The sequence below is a fragment of the Haladaptatus sp. CMAA 1909 genome, from assembly GCF_043952005.1.
Classification (GTDB): domain Archaea; phylum Halobacteriota; class Halobacteria; order Halobacteriales; family Haladaptataceae; genus Haladaptatus.
Genome location: NZ_JBIOAV010000001.1, coordinates 3,304,666 through 3,320,074 on the forward strand (window position 1 = coordinate 3,304,666; position 15,409 = coordinate 3,320,074).

The 15,409-nt window shown below is 62.3% G+C and carries 18 protein-coding genes and 1 tRNA gene; 11 read left to right on the forward strand and 8 right to left on the reverse strand.

Annotation, left to right across the window (positions count from 1 at the left end):
• Nucleotides 1–99 precede the first annotated feature (99 nt).
• Both ACGYLY_RS17810 and ACGYLY_RS17815 read right to left on the reverse strand, forming a co-directional pair.
• Nucleotides 100–366, reverse strand: coding sequence for a hypothetical protein (locus tag ACGYLY_RS17810; RefSeq protein WP_395283459.1), 267 nt, complete (start codon nucleotides 364–366; stop codon nucleotides 100–102).
• Between the two features lie 104 nt (nucleotides 367–470).
• Nucleotides 471–1,382 (reverse strand): winged helix-turn-helix domain-containing protein, encoded by a 912-nt coding sequence (locus ACGYLY_RS17815; protein ID WP_395283460.1) that lies wholly within the window; start codon nucleotides 1,380–1,382, stop codon nucleotides 471–473.
• 146 nt (nucleotides 1,383–1,528) lie between these two features.
• Between ACGYLY_RS17815 and ACGYLY_RS17820 the strand changes: the two genes are divergently transcribed.
• The 10 genes from ACGYLY_RS17820 (at nucleotide 1,529) to ACGYLY_RS17865 (ending at nucleotide 7,947) form a co-directional block, all read left to right on the forward strand.
• A complete protein-coding gene (locus tag ACGYLY_RS17820) occupies nucleotides 1,529–2,767 on the forward strand; it encodes a translation initiation factor IF-2 subunit gamma (protein ID WP_395283461.1) in 1,239 nt (412 codons plus the stop codon).
• The gene (locus ACGYLY_RS17825) at nucleotides 2,767–3,144 is read left to right on the forward strand and encodes a PIN domain-containing protein (RefSeq protein ID WP_395283462.1); all 378 of its coding nucleotides are present in this window, start codon (nucleotides 2,767–2,769) and stop codon (nucleotides 3,142–3,144) included. The genes ACGYLY_RS17820 and ACGYLY_RS17825 overlap by 1 nt, the downstream gene beginning before the upstream one ends.
• A gap of 1 nt (nucleotide 3,145) precedes the next feature.
• Complete coding sequence (locus ACGYLY_RS17830; protein WP_231185556.1) at nucleotides 3,146–3,718, forward strand: DNA-directed RNA polymerase; 573 nt, start codon at nucleotides 3,146–3,148, stop codon at nucleotides 3,716–3,718.
• Between the two features lie 2 nt (nucleotides 3,719–3,720).
• Nucleotides 3,721–3,918 (forward strand): transcription elongation factor subunit Spt4, encoded by a 198-nt coding sequence (spt4, locus tag ACGYLY_RS17835; protein ID WP_231185555.1) that lies wholly within the window; start codon nucleotides 3,721–3,723, stop codon nucleotides 3,916–3,918.
• Between the two features lie 4 nt (nucleotides 3,919–3,922).
• Nucleotides 3,923–4,468: a GTP-dependent dephospho-CoA kinase family protein gene (locus ACGYLY_RS17840; protein ID WP_395283463.1), complete on the forward strand. Its 546-nt coding sequence runs from the start codon at nucleotides 3,923–3,925 to the stop codon at nucleotides 4,466–4,468.
• Nucleotides 4,469–4,687: 219 nt separating this feature from the next.
• Nucleotides 4,688–5,011 carry a 30S ribosomal protein S24e gene (locus tag ACGYLY_RS17845; protein ID WP_231185553.1) on the forward strand — a complete coding sequence of 108 codons (324 nt, stop codon included), beginning with the start codon at nucleotides 4,688–4,690 and terminating at the stop codon, nucleotides 5,009–5,011.
• On the forward strand, nucleotides 5,011–5,145 hold the full coding sequence (locus ACGYLY_RS17850) for a 30S ribosomal protein S27ae (protein WP_007976639.1): 135 nt from the start codon (nucleotides 5,011–5,013) through the stop codon (nucleotides 5,143–5,145). Before ACGYLY_RS17845 ends, ACGYLY_RS17850 begins: the two co-directional genes overlap by 1 nt.
• Nucleotides 5,146–6,720: a bifunctional N(6)-L-threonylcarbamoyladenine synthase/serine/threonine protein kinase gene (locus ACGYLY_RS17855; protein ID WP_395283464.1), complete on the forward strand. Its 1,575-nt coding sequence runs from the start codon at nucleotides 5,146–5,148 to the stop codon at nucleotides 6,718–6,720.
• A gap of 378 nt (nucleotides 6,721–7,098) precedes the next feature.
• Nucleotides 7,099–7,371 carry a DUF5808 domain-containing protein gene (locus tag ACGYLY_RS17860; RefSeq protein ID WP_231185550.1) on the forward strand — a complete coding sequence of 91 codons (273 nt, stop codon included), beginning with the start codon at nucleotides 7,099–7,101 and terminating at the stop codon, nucleotides 7,369–7,371.
• Between the two features lie 39 nt (nucleotides 7,372–7,410).
• The gene (locus tag ACGYLY_RS17865; protein WP_395283465.1) at nucleotides 7,411–7,947 is read left to right on the forward strand and encodes an XTP/dITP diphosphatase; all 537 of its coding nucleotides are present in this window, start codon (nucleotides 7,411–7,413) and stop codon (nucleotides 7,945–7,947) included.
• Nucleotides 7,948–7,974: 27 nt separating this feature from the next.
• On the opposite strand, the gene ACGYLY_RS17870 is transcribed toward ACGYLY_RS17865, so the two are convergent.
• Entirely contained in the window at nucleotides 7,975–8,445 is a 471-nt protein-coding gene (locus ACGYLY_RS17870; protein WP_395283466.1) for a hypothetical protein, read from the reverse strand.
• A gap of 235 nt (nucleotides 8,446–8,680) precedes the next feature.
• Between ACGYLY_RS17870 and ACGYLY_RS17875 the strand changes: the two genes are divergently transcribed.
• On the forward strand, nucleotides 8,681–10,573 hold the full coding sequence (locus ACGYLY_RS17875; protein WP_395283467.1) for a PGF-CTERM sorting domain-containing protein: 1,893 nt from the start codon (nucleotides 8,681–8,683) through the stop codon (nucleotides 10,571–10,573).
• A 27-nt stretch (nucleotides 10,574–10,600) separates the two neighbouring features.
• On the opposite strand, the gene ACGYLY_RS17880 is transcribed toward ACGYLY_RS17875, so the two are convergent.
• The 5 genes from ACGYLY_RS17880 to ACGYLY_RS17900 form a co-directional block, all read right to left on the reverse strand.
• On the reverse strand, nucleotides 10,601–11,095 hold the full coding sequence (locus ACGYLY_RS17880) for a hypothetical protein (RefSeq protein WP_395283468.1): 495 nt from the start codon (nucleotides 11,093–11,095) through the stop codon (nucleotides 10,601–10,603).
• 88 nt (nucleotides 11,096–11,183) lie between these two features.
• Complete coding sequence (locus ACGYLY_RS17885) at nucleotides 11,184–13,010, reverse strand: LEA type 2 family protein (RefSeq protein ID WP_395283469.1); 1,827 nt, start codon at nucleotides 13,008–13,010, stop codon at nucleotides 11,184–11,186.
• An 802-nt stretch (nucleotides 13,011–13,812) separates the two neighbouring features.
• Nucleotides 13,813–14,472, reverse strand: coding sequence for a potassium channel family protein (locus ACGYLY_RS17890; RefSeq protein WP_395283470.1), 660 nt, complete (start codon nucleotides 14,470–14,472; stop codon nucleotides 13,813–13,815).
• 165 nt (nucleotides 14,473–14,637) lie between these two features.
• Nucleotides 14,638–14,709: transfer RNA gene (locus ACGYLY_RS17895), tRNA-Thr, on the reverse strand.
• A gap of 50 nt (nucleotides 14,710–14,759) precedes the next feature.
• On the reverse strand, nucleotides 14,760–15,401 hold the full coding sequence (locus ACGYLY_RS17900; protein ID WP_395283471.1) for a hypothetical protein: 642 nt from the start codon (nucleotides 15,399–15,401) through the stop codon (nucleotides 14,760–14,762).
• Nucleotides 15,402–15,409: the final 8 nt, after the last annotated feature.

A 15,409-nucleotide genomic window follows, 5' to 3' on the forward strand; every position in this document is an offset into this window, starting at 1 on the left:
TCTCGACTACACCATGTCGTAGCGGGGGTGTTCGAAAACTGCCTTTATCGAAACGAACGGGAAAGAAGGGCGTCAGCGGGAAGATGGTCGCGATCTGTCTCAGAGTCGAAACGCGGTGAGGGCCGCGGTCACGACGCGGACGACGAGGAACGGGAGGGCGAACGCGATGCCGATGCTGGCGGCCCAACCGACGAGTATCACCGGGACGTTCGCTCCGATGGCCTCGACCCCGTAGACGAAGGCGGTGCCCACCGCGAGGGCGCTCGCGATACCGATCGCGAGGATCAACAGGGTGGCGAGCGCTCGGCGAACGATGTCGTTTCCGGGAGTCGGTTCGGCGAGACCGGGGATTGCTTCGTACTTCATGGGGGCTCTCCTCAGGTTGAAAGAGGGGAGACACCGACAAAACTGTTAGCTGAAAAACACTTCTGTAGGACGCGTTACTGAAACACACTCCTGTAAAAGGGTTGTCAGACGGTGCCCTTGGCGTCGGCGGAAGCGGTGTGGGTGCGGTCGATTTCGATCACGTTCATATCGCCGTCGAGGGTCACGTCGAGCGCCTCGTCGTCCAGCGAAATCGCAACGTGGATTCGCCACGGATCCTCCGACCGAACCGTCGTGTTTCCGTCGTCCACACACCACGGGAGCGCCCAGAACGGTTTCGTACAGAGGTCGATGCCGTGGTCGCTGTAGAACGTGACGACCTGCGACTGGTCGAGGAGCGACAGTCCCGCCGTCGAGTGGAGTCGGTGATGACACTGCGCGCACTCGTGGTCCACTCGAACCTTCGTGCCGAGGACCTCCTCGGTGTCGCGGCTTACCGTCGTCTCCATCCGACCGTTGCACTCCGGGCAGACGCCGTCGGCGGCCAGGCAGTGGAGGTGGCGCACGCGCTGGTTGAACGCGTCCATGATTTCTGCGTCCGTTCGGTCGTTCAGGCCGCCGGGCGGGAACGGGTAGTTGCCGTGGGCCTTGCCGCAGTCGGGGCAGGCGACGGTCAGGGTCTCTTCCTCGTAGGCCGCCCGGAGGTGGGCGTCGCAATCTACGCACGTTTCATCGAGTTCGATGGGGTCGAGGTGCGGGTGTTCGTTGAACGACCCGGCGAGAATCGCGCTCACGACCTTCTTCCCGGCCTGCCGAAAGTCGTAGCCCGCGTCGGTTCGAACGACGAAGTGGTCGGTCAACTGCTTCAGGTGGTAGTTGAACTGCGCGCTGTCGCGCATTCCGACCTGTTTGCGCAGTTCCGAGAAGCCGATCGGCCGCTCCGGGGCCTGCCAGAGCGCCTCCAAAATCGAGAGGCGCGTCTCGTTGGCGATGACCGAGAACGCCTCCGCCGGGGCGAGGCAGTCCTCACACTCCTGTAATCCGGTATCGCTGCTCATGGTTCTAGCAGTACCGGAAGGCAGATAAAACGTTACCTGAATTACATTTTTGTAACGTTTCTGTCAGGAGCGCGCGCGATACGAGAACAGTAGGTTTATCAGTCGTTCGGGCCGAATCTACGACAAATTACTTCAGGAGGTCAACGTTGACAGGAACACACAACCAACCGGAGGTGAATATCGGACTCGTCGGCCACGTAGACCACGGAAAGACAACGCTCGTGCAGGCTCTTTCCGGCGAATGGACCGACCAGCACTCCGAGGAGATGAAGCGGGGGATTTCCATCAGACTCGGTTACGCGGACGCGACGTTCAGGCAGTGCCCGGACGTCGATGCGCCGGAGTGCTACACGGTAGACGAGACGTGCGCCGACGGTTCGGAAAGCGAACCGATTCGTACAGTATCGTTCGTGGACGCGCCCGGCCACGAAACGCTCATGGCGACCATGCTCTCGGGAGCATCGCTGATGGACGGCGCCGTGCTCGTCGTCTCGGCCACGGAGAACGTCCCGCAGGCCCAGACGGAAGAGCACCTGATGGCGCTCGACATCATCGGCATCGAGAACATCGTCATCGCACAGAACAAGATCGACCTCGTCAGTCCCGACCGCGCACGACGAAACTACGAACAGATTCAGGAGTTCGTCGAGGGGACGGTCGCGGAGGACGCGCCCGTCGTCCCGATAAGCGCTCAACAGGAGGTCAACGTCGACCTGCTGATTCAGGCCATCGAGGAGGAGATTCCGACGCCGGAACGAAACCCGAGCGACGAACCGCAGATGTACGTCGCCCGCAGTTTCGACATCAACCGTCCCGGAACGACGTGGGACGACCTCACGGGCGGCGTTCTCGGCGGCAGTCTCGTGCAGGGAAAACTCTCCAAGGGCGACGAACTCGAACTTCGTCCCGGTCGAGAGGTGGACGAAGGCGGCCAGACGCAGTGGGAACCCATCCAGACCGACGTTCGCTCCCTCCAGGCGGGCGGCGAGATCGTGGACGAGGTGACGCCCGGTGGACTCCTCGGCGTCGGAACCGGCCTGGACCCGAGCCTCACCAAAGGTGACGCGCTCGCCGGGCAGGTCGCCGGAACGCCCGGTAGCCTCCCGCCGACGTGGGAGCAGTTCACCATGAAGATCGACCTGCTCGACCGTCTCGTCGGCATGGACGAGCAGAACGTGGACGAAATCAGTACGGGCGAACCGCTCATGCTGACGGTCGGGACGGCGACGACGGTCGGTGCCGTCACCAGCGCGCGCGACGACGAGTGTGAAGTCTCGCTCAAACGTCCCGTCTGCGCACCCGAAGGGGCGAAAATCGCCATCAACCGCCGTATCGGCGCACGTTGGCGACTCATCGGCATCGGAACGCTCACGACCGAGAACTGATGGTTCACATCGTCGTCATGGATACCAGTGCCCTCATGATGCCCGTCGAATCCGGCGTCAGGGTGTTCGACGAACTCGACCGCCTGTTGGGCCGGTTCGAATGCGTCACCCCTCGCGCCGTCGTGAACGAACTCGACGGCCTATCACAGGGCAACGGGAAGGAGGCAACCGCTGCGAGTGTGGGTGCCGACTTGGCGACGCGGTGTCGAACCGTCGACCACGAGGAATCGTACGCGGACGACGCGTTGGTCGAACTCGGACCCGAGTTCGACTTCGTCGTCACGAACGACGCACCCCTTCGGACACGCCTGCTCGACGCTGGCGTACCGGTAATTCATATAAGGGGGAAGAACAAACTCGCAATCACTCAACCATAGCATGTACAAACGGGCCAGATTGAAGGACACGGTCGAAGTGCCTCCCCAGTTCCTCGCGGACGTTACGCCGGGACTGGTGAAGCGGCTACTACAGGATAAACTCGAAGGACGGATGGACGAGGACGTCGGCAGCGTCGTCAGCGTCACCGAAGTACACGACATCGGTGAGGGCGCGGTGCTTCCCAACCGCCCCGGCGTCTACTACGAAGCGGAGTTCGACGCGCTGACGTTCGACCCGCAGATGCAGGAAGTCGTGGACGGCGAAGTCGTCGAAGTCGTCAATTTCGGGGCGTTCGTCGGTATCGGACCGGTGGACGGACTGCTCCACGTCTCCCAGATTTCCGACGAGTACCTCGCGTTCGACGAGGAAGGCCAAGCGCTCGCCTCGCGTGAGTCCAACCGCGCCCTCGGCGTCGGCGACTCCGTTCGAACGCGCATCGTCACGAAGAGCATCGACGAGCGCAACCCGCGCGAGAGCAAAATCGGCCTCACGGCGAAGCAGGTCGGTCTCGGCAAACACGGGTGGCTGAAAGAGGACCGACAGAAACGCCACGCGACGACGGAGAGTGAATAACCGTGGCGAGCAATCGAGTCGCCTGTCGCGACTGCCACGCCGTTATCGAAGCGGACGAGGAGATCTGTCCGATCTGCAACTCCACCAGCCTCACCGAGGACTGGAGCGGTTACGTCTCCATCGCGCACCCCGAGGAGAGCGAAATCGGACGGGAGATGGAAGTCAAAAAGCCGGGAAGCTACGCGCTGAAAGTCAGGTAGGGACGTGTCGGAAACCGTCGTCTCGCTTCCGCGTGCGCTGCGCGGTGAGCTAAAGGAGCCGCTCGGACCGATTTTCACCGACGCCGAGCGACTGCTCGAATCGGCGGACGGACCGATCGTCGCGGTCGGCGACGTCGTCACGTACCACCTCGAATCGGTCGGCGTCACGCCCGACGTCGCGCTGGTCGACGGAATCACGAAACGCGAGCGCGTCGACCCCGAGATACGAAACGCGGTCAGCGACGACGCTCGCCGCATTCGGGTCGAGAACCCGGCAGGCGTCCTCACGGACGACCTCCTCCGGTCGCTCGTGAAGGCAATCGAGTCGCCAGCGCCGACCGTTCTCGTGGTCGACGGTGAAGAGGACCTCGCGGCGCTTCCCGCGGTCCTCGCGGTGCCGACTGGGGGGAGCGTCGTCTACGGGCAACCGGACGAGGGAATGGTTCTCGCGCGGGTCACGCCCGAGGTGCAGGGCAAGGCCCGGAACCTGTTGGCTCGAATGGACGGCGAGACGGACCGTCTGTTCTCGCTCCTCGGCCACGACGCGTGACGCGACCGTCGGCGAGGAGACGAAACGGGTTCCGCAATGGCTCGAACTGTTCTCCCACGATGTATCGCGTCGATGCCGGGGAGGAAGAGCGGTGGCACTTTCCGCATCGTGACCTTCGCTCTCCGTGGCTTCCGCACTGACCGGTCGCCGGTGGAATCGCCCACTTCGAAATCCTTTTACAGGCTTCGGGGAGAAGAACAGTATAACTGAGTGTTACACATGGAAGTCGAAATCCTCTCACAGGAGCAGAATCCAATGCTCCACCGGACCGAAGTGCGGTTTCAGATCGTTCACGACGAGGCAACGCCGTCGCGTCTCTCCGTCCGCGACAGTCTCGCGGCGAAACTCGACAAGAACGCCGACGAAGTCGTCGTTCACGAGATGAACACCAAGTTCGGCATGCGAAAGACCGTCGGCTACGCGAAGGTCTACGACAGTTCGGAGCACGCCCGCGACGTCGAACAGGACTACATGCTCGAACGCAACAAGATCACGGCCGACTCCGAAGGCGAGTCCGAACCCGAAGCCGAGGAGGCCGAATAATGCCGCGACACGAACTCTACAACGACGACGGCACGACCGAGCGAGAGCAGTGCCCGCGCTGTGGCGACTCGTTCCTCGCGGACCACGGTGACCGGCTTCACTGCGGCAAGTGCAGCTACACCGAGTGGAAGTAAATGCGAATCCTCGGCGTCGAGGGTACCGCGTGGGCGGCCAGCGCGTCCGTCTACGATTCGAACACCGATTCCGTTTTTATCGAAACCGACGCCTACCAACCGGAGAGCGGTGGTATTCATCCGCGGGAAGCCGCAGAACACATGAGCGACGCGATTCCCCGCGTCATCGAGACGGCGCTCGCTGAAGCGGACGGCGACATCGACGCCGTCGCCTTCTCCCGAGGCCCGGGACTCGGTCCGTGTCTGCGCATCGTCGGGACGGCGGCGCGCGCGCTGTCGCAAACGCTGGACGTGCCCCTCATCGGCGTGAACCACATGGTCGCCCACCTCGAAATCGGTCGGCAGCGTTCCGGCTTCGACTCCCCGGTCTGTCTCAATGCGAGCGGTGCCAACGCCCACGTGTTGGGCTATCGAAACGGTCGGTATCGCGTCCTCGGCGAGACGATGGACACGGGCGTCGGCAACGCCATCGACAAGTTCACCCGCCACGTCGGGTGGTCGCATCCCGGCGGGCCGAAGGTCGAGGAGGCCGCGAGGGACGGCGAGTACATCGACATGCCCTACGTCGTGAAGGGAATGGACTTCTCGTTTTCCGGCATCATGAGCGCGGCGAAACAAGCCGTAGACGACGGCCACGACGTCGAAGACGTCTGTTTCTCGATGCAGGAGAACGTCTTCGCCATGCTGACCGAGGTGACGGAACGCGCCCTCTCGCTGACCGACCGGGACGAACTCGTCCTCGGCGGCGGCGTCGGGCAAAACGCACGACTCCGTGAGATGCTCACCGAGATGTGCGACCAGCGTGGGGCGAACTTTTACGCGCCGGAACCGCGATTCTTGCGGGACAACGCCGGGATGATAGCCGTCCTCGGCGCGGAGATGCTGGCAGCAGGCGACACGATTCCGGTGTCCGACTCGTCGGTGGACTCGAACTTCCGCCCCGACCAAGTGGCCGTCACGTGGCGCGGAACGGAAGCGGACGATGCCTTTCTCCCGGCCGAAGCGGACGAGGTTCGCGGCGCGGAAGCGACGGTCTCCATCGGCGAAGAGCGCGTGACGAAACGCCGGACGCCCAAATCCTACCGTCATCCTTCGCTCGATGCACACCTCCGAAAGGAGCGGACGACGCTCGAAGCGCGCCTCACGAGCGACGCGCGACGTGCAGGCGTCCCGACGCCGGTCGTCTCTGACATCGACCTCGCCGAATCGGCAATCGAGTTCGAACGCGTCGGCCACGGCGACCTGCGTGACGAACTCACCGCAGACCGGGTGCGCGACGTGGGCCGACATCTCGGAACGCTCCACCGGAGCGGCATCGTCCACGGCGATCCGACCACGCGGAACCTGCGGTGTGCCGCCGACCGAACCTACGTCATCGACTTCGGTTTGGGCTACTATTCGGACGACGTGGAGGACTACGCGATGGACCTCCACGTCTTCAGTCAAAGCCTCGCAGGCACCGCGGACGACGCCGCGGAACTCCAGCGGGCTTTCGAAGCGGCCTACGAGGAGACGGGAACCGCCGCGGTCCTCGACCAACTGCGCGAAATCGAAGGCCGCGGCCGGTATCAGTGACGGCGATTTTCACGCCGAATCTTCACGTCGATTCGTCCGAACATCTTGTCCCAACCGGTTTTTCGGCGCTGGACACGGAAATTGGACGGACAGGCTCGGCCTGTCCGTCCTGTTGTCTGCGGTAGCGGGCGGTGGTGCTGTGGGTGGTGAGTGAGGAGCGTTCGGACGCTTCGCGTCCGAACGCGGAGCAGTTTGAGTGGGTGTTCCCTAGATATCACGTTCGTCGCCATCGTTTCCTCGTCTTCGTCGGCAGTGCCGTCCCCTTTTTCGGGCTTTGGCTCTGCCGAGCATCGCCATCATCGTTGACGTAACCTACCGAATCGACCCTTCCGATCGAATGCCCCAAACGCTATAATAGGTGCGACCCATGTCTATCGCATGTCCGACAAGGAAACTTCGGGAACGCTCTTTGGAGTCCCGTACAACTTCGAACGACCCAGCATGGGGCGCATGCTCTCTTCGTACTGGAAGCCGGGCGAGGGAATGCTGGTCGAAAAGCCGTTCGGCGTCGGCTACACGCTCAACCTCGCCAACTGGCGTTCGTGGGTCATCCTCGCCGTCGCCGGCGTCCTGTTCTGGATGGAGAGCAACAAGGAAGGCGAGACGGAGTCCGAAAACGAACCCGTCGAAGTCATCGTCGACGACGACTGATTCGACGCTTCTTTTTCCCCGCGTGACCCTCCCTCGCGTATGATTCGGTTCGTCACCGGCAACGACGGTAAAGTACGCGAAGCGCGCGAGTATCTCGACGACGAGGTTCGCCAAATCGACTACGACTACACGGAGGTCCAGAGCGACGACCTCGCCGAAATCGCGCTCCACGGCGCGCGCGAGGCGTTCGAAGAAACCGGTAACGACGAGCCAATCGTCGTGGACGACGCGGGTCTGTTCATCGACGCGGTCGGTGGCTTTCCCGGGCCGTACTCCGCCTACGTCGAGGACACGCTCGGCGTCGAGCGCGTCTGGCAACTCGCCGAGCGCGAGGAGAACCGTCGCGCGCACTTCCGCTGCGTCGTCGCTTACTACGACGGCGAGAACGCGGAGACCTTCTCCGGCGCGGTGCCGGGAACGCTCGTCGCTCCGCGTGGCGACGGCGGGTTCGGCTACGACCCCATCTTCGAACACGAGGGGAAGACGCTCGCGGAGATGAGCACCGAGGAGAAAAACGCCATCTCCCACCGCGGGCGGGCGCTGGCGAAGTTCGCGGACTGGTTGGCGGAGCGGTAACAACGACTCCCTTCACATCGGTCGCAGTTAGTTCCGCACGTCCCTGTCCGGGCCGGGATACTCCCCGCCGACCACGACGTCGTACAGGCTCTCGGGGTCGAACAGGTTCACGAACCCGTCGGGTCGCTTCACGCTGACGGAAATCCGACCCTGAAGCGCGATTCCGGTTTCCGCGTTTCGCAGTGAATCGTCGTAGGAGAGGATGTGCGCCGCGTTTCCAGCGTTGGCACTGGCGAGCGCGGGATGGTCGCCCGGCGTCTGTTCGACTTTGGTTCGCAGGTCCTCGATTTTCCCCCGCCAGTCGAGAGCGAGTTCGTCGTCCCCGAGGTCGCGGATGACGGCCTCGGCGTCGTCGATGAGTTCGTCGCTGGCGACGAGTTCGACCCACGAGTGGCCTCGCACGATGTCCATCGCGTCGCGGGCGTCGCCGCCGACCAGCACGTCCGCGGCCAACACGTCGGCGTCAGCGACGAGGCGGGCCGGATTCGGTTCACTCATCGCGTCGCTCCGCGAGGGTACGCCGAACCGTTTCGAGGTCGATCTCGGTCCCGTTCGTCCGGTCGAACAGTTCGCGCCACGTCATGGTCCGATGTGAGGCCCCGAGCGGGAAAACTGATTTGGATAGTTCGGGTCTCGATATCTGTCACCGAACGGATGAAGGGGACATCGGTACAGTACAGCGACGTCTCCGGATAGCAGAAGTGTTTTAACACATCAGCATAGTGTTATTTTTATGGTACGGAACGTATCGACCTACACCATCCTCGCGCTCGCGCAGGTCTTGGTGTTACTGATGGCCCCCGTTGCGGCGACCGGACCGGTTTCCGGCCCGCACTCCTCCCAGCAACAGCTCTCCAACCAAGTCGAATCCGCCGACTCCATCTACGTTATGGAGAACGGCGATGCGGTTCTCGCCTACAACGAGACCAACGCGGGCAACAGCACCGCGGAGTTCGGCGCGAACGTGACCGAAGGGCTCGTTCACATCCTCGCGACGGACGAAACCGAATCGGACATGGACGCCGCGGCGTCGCTCGTGATGACGCCCGACGGCTACAGCGGCAACGGGTCGCTCACCGCCGATAGTCCCGACTCGATTTCGGACCTCACGCTCGACGTGAACAGCAAGCAGGACGAGCAAACGGCGACCGGCGACCTGACGCTCGACGCGACGCTCGACGGCGAATCGCTCGCGTCGAGCGTCGATTCGATGAACACCGAAGGTCACGTGACGGTCACGGGCGACTCGTTCAGCACGAAGGGGTCGGGCACGGTGTCCGGAGCCTCGATGTCGGGAACCGACAAGAGCCTCCAGTACGACCTCCGCGAGACGGCGGACGGATTCGTTCTGAAAGGCTCCCAACGCGGCGCGATTTCGCCGTTCATGTCCGACTCGTGGAGAACCCGTGAGAAGGCGAAAGCGCACCTCGAAGCCCAGTACGGTTCCATCGCCACGCGGAACGATGGCTCCGCGACGGTGGTTATCGACAGCTACGCCTACGACGCATCGGGCGACGAACTGACGCTCGACATCGACTATCACGTCGAGTTCACCGGTCTCAAAGACTCGATTTCCAAAACCGTCGCACGGAGTTTGAAGTCTTCACCGCAAGTCTCACTCTCGGACGAGGAGATAGACGACCTCTCCGCGGACATCGAACGGATGAAAATCGACCACGTGACGTTCGGAATGAGCCAGCAGAACGGCACGACGACGTTCAGTTGGGACGTCAAAATAGAGAACTACGACGCCGCGGTGTCCGCCGCGCTCGAAATCGCGGAGAACACGAACGCGTCGGGGATGAGCGGACAGACCCTCGACCGAACGAAGCGGATGTTCGAAGCACAGCAGGCCGCGAACCTCGAACAGACGGTCGAATGGTCCGCCGAAGCGTCCCACCCCGCCGCCGAAACGACGGCGGTGTCCACCGAGGTCCACTACCGAACGGACAACTGGCGAGCGTACACGCGGGAACTTCAGAACCGTGACGTCGAATTGGGTCGCTCGTCGGTAACGCTCCACGTCGAATCCGACGGCGACGAGGTGACGGCACGCGGGTCGGTCGAGATGAAACAGCGGGCGATGCTCTCGAAGATGACCGATTCGATGCTCTCCTCGCTCGGGTCGTCGGAGGCGAACGCCGGTGGCTCTAAACTGGTACAGGCGTTCCAGAGCAGCGAGTTCCAATCCGCCCGGGTGGATATGAACGTCCAGTCGGGAACCGTCACGGTCGAAGGTGGCGCGCAGTTCGATAACATGAGCGCCCTCGCCGACGCACTCGGCGAATCGTATGGAGACACGGACGTTTCCAGCATCGTTGGGCGAACGAACGGTGACACCACGACGACCTACGTCCGCGTGACGGGCTTGGTCGGCGAGAACGCCTCGAAAGCGGACGTTCGCGCGCTCGCCGTCGCCGATGCCGACACGAACATCCACATGCCCGGCGAGTGGGACCGGGAGTTCCCGTCGATGGACACCGAGGAAGCGGCGACGTATCTCGGCGTTCAGAACGCGAACGACACGCAGTCGAAATCCACGAACGAATCGGGACAGCCCGGTTTCGGCGTCGGGGTTGCGGTCGTCGCCCTCGCGGGTGCGGCGCTGCTCTCGCGGCGCGACTGATTCGGCATTCGACCGACGTAGAACGATTTATTCGCTTTTTTCGCCGCCGCCCCACGACCCTTCGACGCTTCGAATCTCGATGTTCGAGTTCGAATAGCTGGCTCGCACGCGGTCGCCGACCTCCGCTCGATTGAAATCGCCACGGTGTGTCGCCCCGGTGTAACACCCGAACGAGTCGGACCCGCTCGACCAATCGGGACTGCACACGCCGATGACGTAGCCGATATCCTCGTACTCGCCCATCAAACGGTCGTGAAGCGCCGAGGAGACCTGCAACCGGGTCGGGTCCGTGAACTGCGTGGCCCACTCCTCGGCGACGGTGATGACGGGGTCATCGGCCAAATCGCTCAGGCCGACGTTGACGACCGTTTCGTCGTGCAGTCCTCCTTTTTGCCGTCGCTTCCCCGTGATTTCCTTGCTCTCGATGTAGCCACCCGCGGCACCGAGTGCCGAACAGCCAGCGAGACTTCCGCCTGCCACGCACGCGGACAGGATCGCTAACACGTCACGTCTCGAAGGCATACGGATACCTCGACCGTGAAGCACTAATAAATTATGCTGGTTGTTATCATGTGACTGCCCAAAGCACGAACTGACGAAAACGGTCGGCTCAGGCCGATGTGTCACCGAGAATGTTAGTCTTCATCGTCGTTTGATAGTTGAGCGAATCCAGATCGATTCGCTGGGTGATTCCGTGGTACTCGATGACGACGTAGTAACCGACGTCGAGCGTGCTCTCCTCGCCGCGGCGAAGGTGGGTCTTCCACCACGTGCCGAGTTTCGAGTTGTCGAGCATCACCGTGTCGTTCACCGTTACCTCGCTGTGCGGACCGATTTCGACGTTCTTCGGCGTCGATTCGTCGGAGAGGACGACGCCGTTCATCGATATCTTCGAGCCGATTTCAACGATGTGAATCGAATCGCTTCGCTCGTTCTTCACGGTAGCGGACGCTTCGATGGGCGTCTCCGCCATCGTCGCGCGACCCCAGTCCGCCTGCACGTTCTCGATGCGGCCTATGGGCTGTCCGGCGACCGAATACGTCTGACTCGTGTTCGAATCCACCGCGCCGAGCATGTCGGTTCGGACGGTTCCGCGGTCCGCTTTTCCGCCCACGGGGAGGCGGGCGAATCCGGCATCGACGGTCACGTCGCGTTCGACGGTTCGGGTCGTCCGCTCGTCGTTGTTGACGTGGCTGACCCACCACCGCTGTATCGTCCCGTCCGCGATTTTGCCGGTAATCTCGAAGTCGGTCGTTCCCGGTTCGATTTTCTCGCTCGTCTCGCTCTCGACCAACGACACGTCGTTCATCAGCACGCGGTACTCGGCGTCGACCGAGAGGTGATCGGCGAACACCGACCCCGGTTCGTTCCGGTTGTTGACGGTCGCGTGGGTTCGAACGCCCGTGTTCCCCGTTTCGGGAACGACCCACTCGCTTTCGAGCGACTGGAGCGTCGGCGGGGCGAACGACTGTGCCCCGTTTCGCGGCACCTCCTTCGTCGTCGTCTTGCCGCCGCCGAGGACGTTCGTCGTGAAGACGATACGCTTGCTCAGGAACGGCAGTTCGACTTTTTTCGTCTCACCGTCTTCGGTGATGGTCGCGTAAAACTGCACGTCCATCGTGGTCTTCTCGCCGTTCTCGACGTGGCTTTGCCACCACTCGGGGAGCTTTCCGTTGTCGAACGTCGAGTCGATGCTGAACGACGTCGTCTCCTCGGATTCCACGTGTACTTCGTCGTCCGTCGTTCCGCCGGCGACCGTCACGTCGTTCATCGTGATGCTGTAGCCGAGTTGGGAGAACACGACCTCGCCGCTGGTCGGGTTTTCGACGGTTGCGCTGACGTGCAGGGGTGTCTCCTCGGCCGTCGCGTGCCCCCACGAGGCGTCCGTTTTCGTCACCCGCAATACCTCCTCGTTTCCGGCGGTCATCGTGCGCGTCTCGGTGCTGTTGAACGCGCTGAGGAGGTCGGTTTCGAAACTTCGCTTCTCCGCGGGGAGGTCCTTCGAGAACAGCGGCACGCTGATGGACGGTGCGATGCTGACCGTCGTCTTCTCGCCGTTGTTGATGTGGGTCGCCCACCACGCCGGTATCTTCCCGTTGTCCATCTCGGTCGTCGTCGAAATCGTGGACTCCCCGGACGGGAGGCCGAGGTTGTTGACGTGCCCCGAGGCAACCGTCACGTCGTTCATCCCGACTTCGTAGTCGACGTCCGCTACGTTCGGTATTCCGACCGAACTGGGGTTGTTCACCGCGATGTTCGTTCGGATCTCCGTCGTTTTCGGGGTGACTGCTCCCCACTCCGTTTGGATGTTTTCGACGCTCGGTTGCCCGACCGTCACTATCCCGGACGTCAACGCGATTCCGATCCCTCCCGCAGTCACGACACAGAGGGTCACCATTGCGACGAGTACCTTCCCGATGATGCTACGAATCGCCATCGACATCTCCCTTTGATGATATATATTCTAACACACAGTTCATTATCGGGTCAATTCGAACCCACCACCAAGTAACTTTACCTGTAATCATCCACTCGACTCGGTGAGAATATCGGCGGAAGTGTCAGATCCCTCGTTTTACAGATTTCCTCAACGGGACAAAATTCTCATCTATCATACCGTTACACCCGGCGAAAATGCTCGGTTCGGGTCAGTGTTCGGCGGCAGGAGCATACGGCTGTCTGACGCGGTTTTAAGTCCTCACCATACCCATCCGGAAACGGGCGCGCACATCACCCTCTCTCCCATCCTCCCACTCCGCGCGCCCGGCACACACCACCCACAACTCCCTGAACTCCCTCGCTCTCCCACCCCCTCCGCTCGGCACTCCCCCTTTGCATGGTGCGATATTTTCCCCTCGTAGGGCACGCTTTCATCGCCGTAGACCCGTCCTGACCGGGTCAGAGGGCACCTATCGACCCGGCAAACGGCACATAACAAAGGGGTATCCGGCCATTCGTACAGTTGCGCCCGACGGCTCGGGCGCGAAGCGTGTCGCAGTCTCGCGGTGGGTCTCCCGGCGGGGCCGGGGGCTCTGGCGACGGGTTGGCTTCCCGTTACAGTGTCACCAACCCCCCCACGAAAGTTCTCGTCCCGGACGACCCTAGAACCCCGCGCTGCCCAATCGTTTTTCGCTTCGGTGACTACACATCCAGAGATACGTCGCAGTCGCTCGTCGCGTTATATTTCCCGAACATACGAACCCGATTACTCCCCGAAACCGACCACCGAACGGTACTCCTCAGGCGCTCGCCTGTAGTCGCTCGCGCACCGAGGGGAGCGCGTCCCGTGCGGCGATGAGTGCGACCCGATCACCCGCTTCGAGTTTCGTCCCCGGAAGGGGAATCGTCATCCGTTCTTTCTTCCGACCGTGGGCGTAGATTCGCGCGTCGGTCGGTAGCTCCACAGCGTGAACCCGCGTTCCGACGAGCGACGAATCGTCCGAAATCGTTACCGTTGTCAACTGCAGGCTCTCGGTCAAGTCCGCGATGACGTCGAAATCCCCGCCCAGCATCGCGGTCTTTGCGCCCGCAGCACCGAGACGTTCGGGATAGATCACCTCGTCCACGTCGTCCGCGTATTTGTGGTAGATGTCCTCTCGATAGTCCTCGTCGATGCGCATGACGGTCCGACAGCCGTGGTGTTTGCCGACCATGCAGGCCGCGAAGTTGACGTTCAGGTCGCCCGTCAACCCGCCGAGGGCGTCCGCGGTGTCGACGCCCGCCTCGGTCAGGACGGTCTCGTCCGACCCGTCTCCCTCGATGACCTCGAATCCGTCATCGCGCGCTCGGTTCGCTTTGTCCGGGTCTTCCTCCACGATAACCACCTCGTGACCCTCCTCGGAGAGGATTTGAGAGGTTCGAATTCCCACGCGTCCGTATCCCACGATAACAAATTGCATGGGTTCGAATAGCACGGCAGGGACAAAAACGTTGGTGTCAGAAATCAAAATTGTGCGGCGACTCACTGCGAGTCCACTTCACCATTCTCCGAGACGGCGATAAATCACGGGTGGCTGTCGGGTTCTTCGAGACGAGAGCCATCGCTGAAGAGTGATTTCGAAGAAAGCCTAGGCCGGGATTTGAACCCGGGCTCTCGTCCTTACCAAGGACGCGCTTTACCGCTAAGCTACCCAGGCGCGGCAATAATTTCTACACGCCGAACCGGGTTTAGGCGTTTCGATTCGCGTCAGGGATCGGTGGCCGACGACGGGGTTTCGTCCCCCCAATTCGGCTGTCTCCCCGACAGTTTTGTCAGCATATCTACCGCCTCGTCGAAGAGCATCTCCGTCGAGTCGCGGTCGGCGACCGTGACGGCGAGGCGTTCGGCGTATCGTCGGATGCCGGTGGGAACGTCGCTGCCGGTGGCCGTCGTCCCCGCGACGATCGCGAGTTCGAACACGTCGGTTTCGAGTGCGTTGTCGGTTCGGCGCTCGGTCTGGTCCCGACCGAACGATTTGACGGTCCGAACGGCCGTATCGGCCGCTTCCGTTCGAGCCAACAACGAAAATCCGCGCGATACCATCACGTCAGCCGCCAGGATGGCGACGTTGCTCTCGGTGTGCGGCGGATCGCCGTTCCACGGTTCGTCGCGCGAGAGTGTTCGGGTGAGACCCAACCCTTCGTAGATGAGTTGTACTCCCGCGGCGCGAGTCTCGACTTCCGTGGCGCTGGCTCCGCTCTCGACCGCTTGTGCGCTCAATACCGTCAACACCCCCGGAACGACCGTCGATGACTTCAGCAGTCCGTCGATGTGGTCGCGGAGGTGCACTGGCGTGATATCTCCGATAGCCTCGCGCGCAGCTCCGCGCGCCCGGGCGGCCTCTTCCATTATCGGAA

What these genes read in the sequence shown, in the direction of transcription:
- ACGYLY_RS17810 (WP_395283459.1), bottom strand. Translation starts at nt 366, where the DNA reads ATGAAGTACGAAGCAATCCCCGGTCTCGCCGAACCGACTCCCGGAAAC.
- ACGYLY_RS17815 (WP_395283460.1), bottom strand. Translation starts at nt 1,382, where the DNA reads ATGAGCAGCGATACCGGATTACAGGAGTGTGAGGACTGCCTCGCCCCG.
- ACGYLY_RS17825 (WP_395283462.1), top strand. Translation starts at nt 2,767, where the DNA reads ATGGTTCACATCGTCGTCATGGATACCAGTGCCCTCATGATGCCCGTC.
- ACGYLY_RS17830 (WP_231185556.1), top strand. Translation starts at nt 3,146, where the DNA reads ATGTACAAACGGGCCAGATTGAAGGACACGGTCGAAGTGCCTCCCCAG.
- ACGYLY_RS17845 (WP_231185553.1), top strand. Translation starts at nt 4,688, where the DNA reads ATGGAAGTCGAAATCCTCTCACAGGAGCAGAATCCAATGCTCCACCGG.
- ACGYLY_RS17850 (WP_007976639.1), top strand. Translation starts at nt 5,011, where the DNA reads ATGCCGCGACACGAACTCTACAACGACGACGGCACGACCGAGCGAGAG.
- ACGYLY_RS17855 (WP_395283464.1), top strand. Translation starts at nt 5,146, where the DNA reads ATGCGAATCCTCGGCGTCGAGGGTACCGCGTGGGCGGCCAGCGCGTCC.
- ACGYLY_RS17860 (WP_231185550.1), top strand. Translation starts at nt 7,099, where the DNA reads ATGTCCGACAAGGAAACTTCGGGAACGCTCTTTGGAGTCCCGTACAAC.
- ACGYLY_RS17865 (WP_395283465.1), top strand. Translation starts at nt 7,411, where the DNA reads ATGATTCGGTTCGTCACCGGCAACGACGGTAAAGTACGCGAAGCGCGC.
- ACGYLY_RS17870 (WP_395283466.1), bottom strand. Translation starts at nt 8,445, where the DNA reads ATGAGTGAACCGAATCCGGCCCGCCTCGTCGCTGACGCCGACGTGTTG.
- ACGYLY_RS17875 (WP_395283467.1), top strand. Translation starts at nt 8,681, where the DNA reads ATGGTACGGAACGTATCGACCTACACCATCCTCGCGCTCGCGCAGGTC.
- ACGYLY_RS17880 (WP_395283468.1), bottom strand. Translation starts at nt 11,095, where the DNA reads ATGCCTTCGAGACGTGACGTGTTAGCGATCCTGTCCGCGTGCGTGGCA.
- ACGYLY_RS17885 (WP_395283469.1), bottom strand. Translation starts at nt 13,010, where the DNA reads ATGGCGATTCGTAGCATCATCGGGAAGGTACTCGTCGCAATGGTGACC.
- ACGYLY_RS17890 (WP_395283470.1), bottom strand. Translation starts at nt 14,472, where the DNA reads ATGCAATTTGTTATCGTGGGATACGGACGCGTGGGAATTCGAACCTCT.
- ACGYLY_RS17900 (WP_395283471.1), bottom strand. Translation starts at nt 15,401, where the DNA reads ATGGAAGAGGCCGCCCGGGCGCGCGGAGCTGCGCGCGAGGCTATCGGA.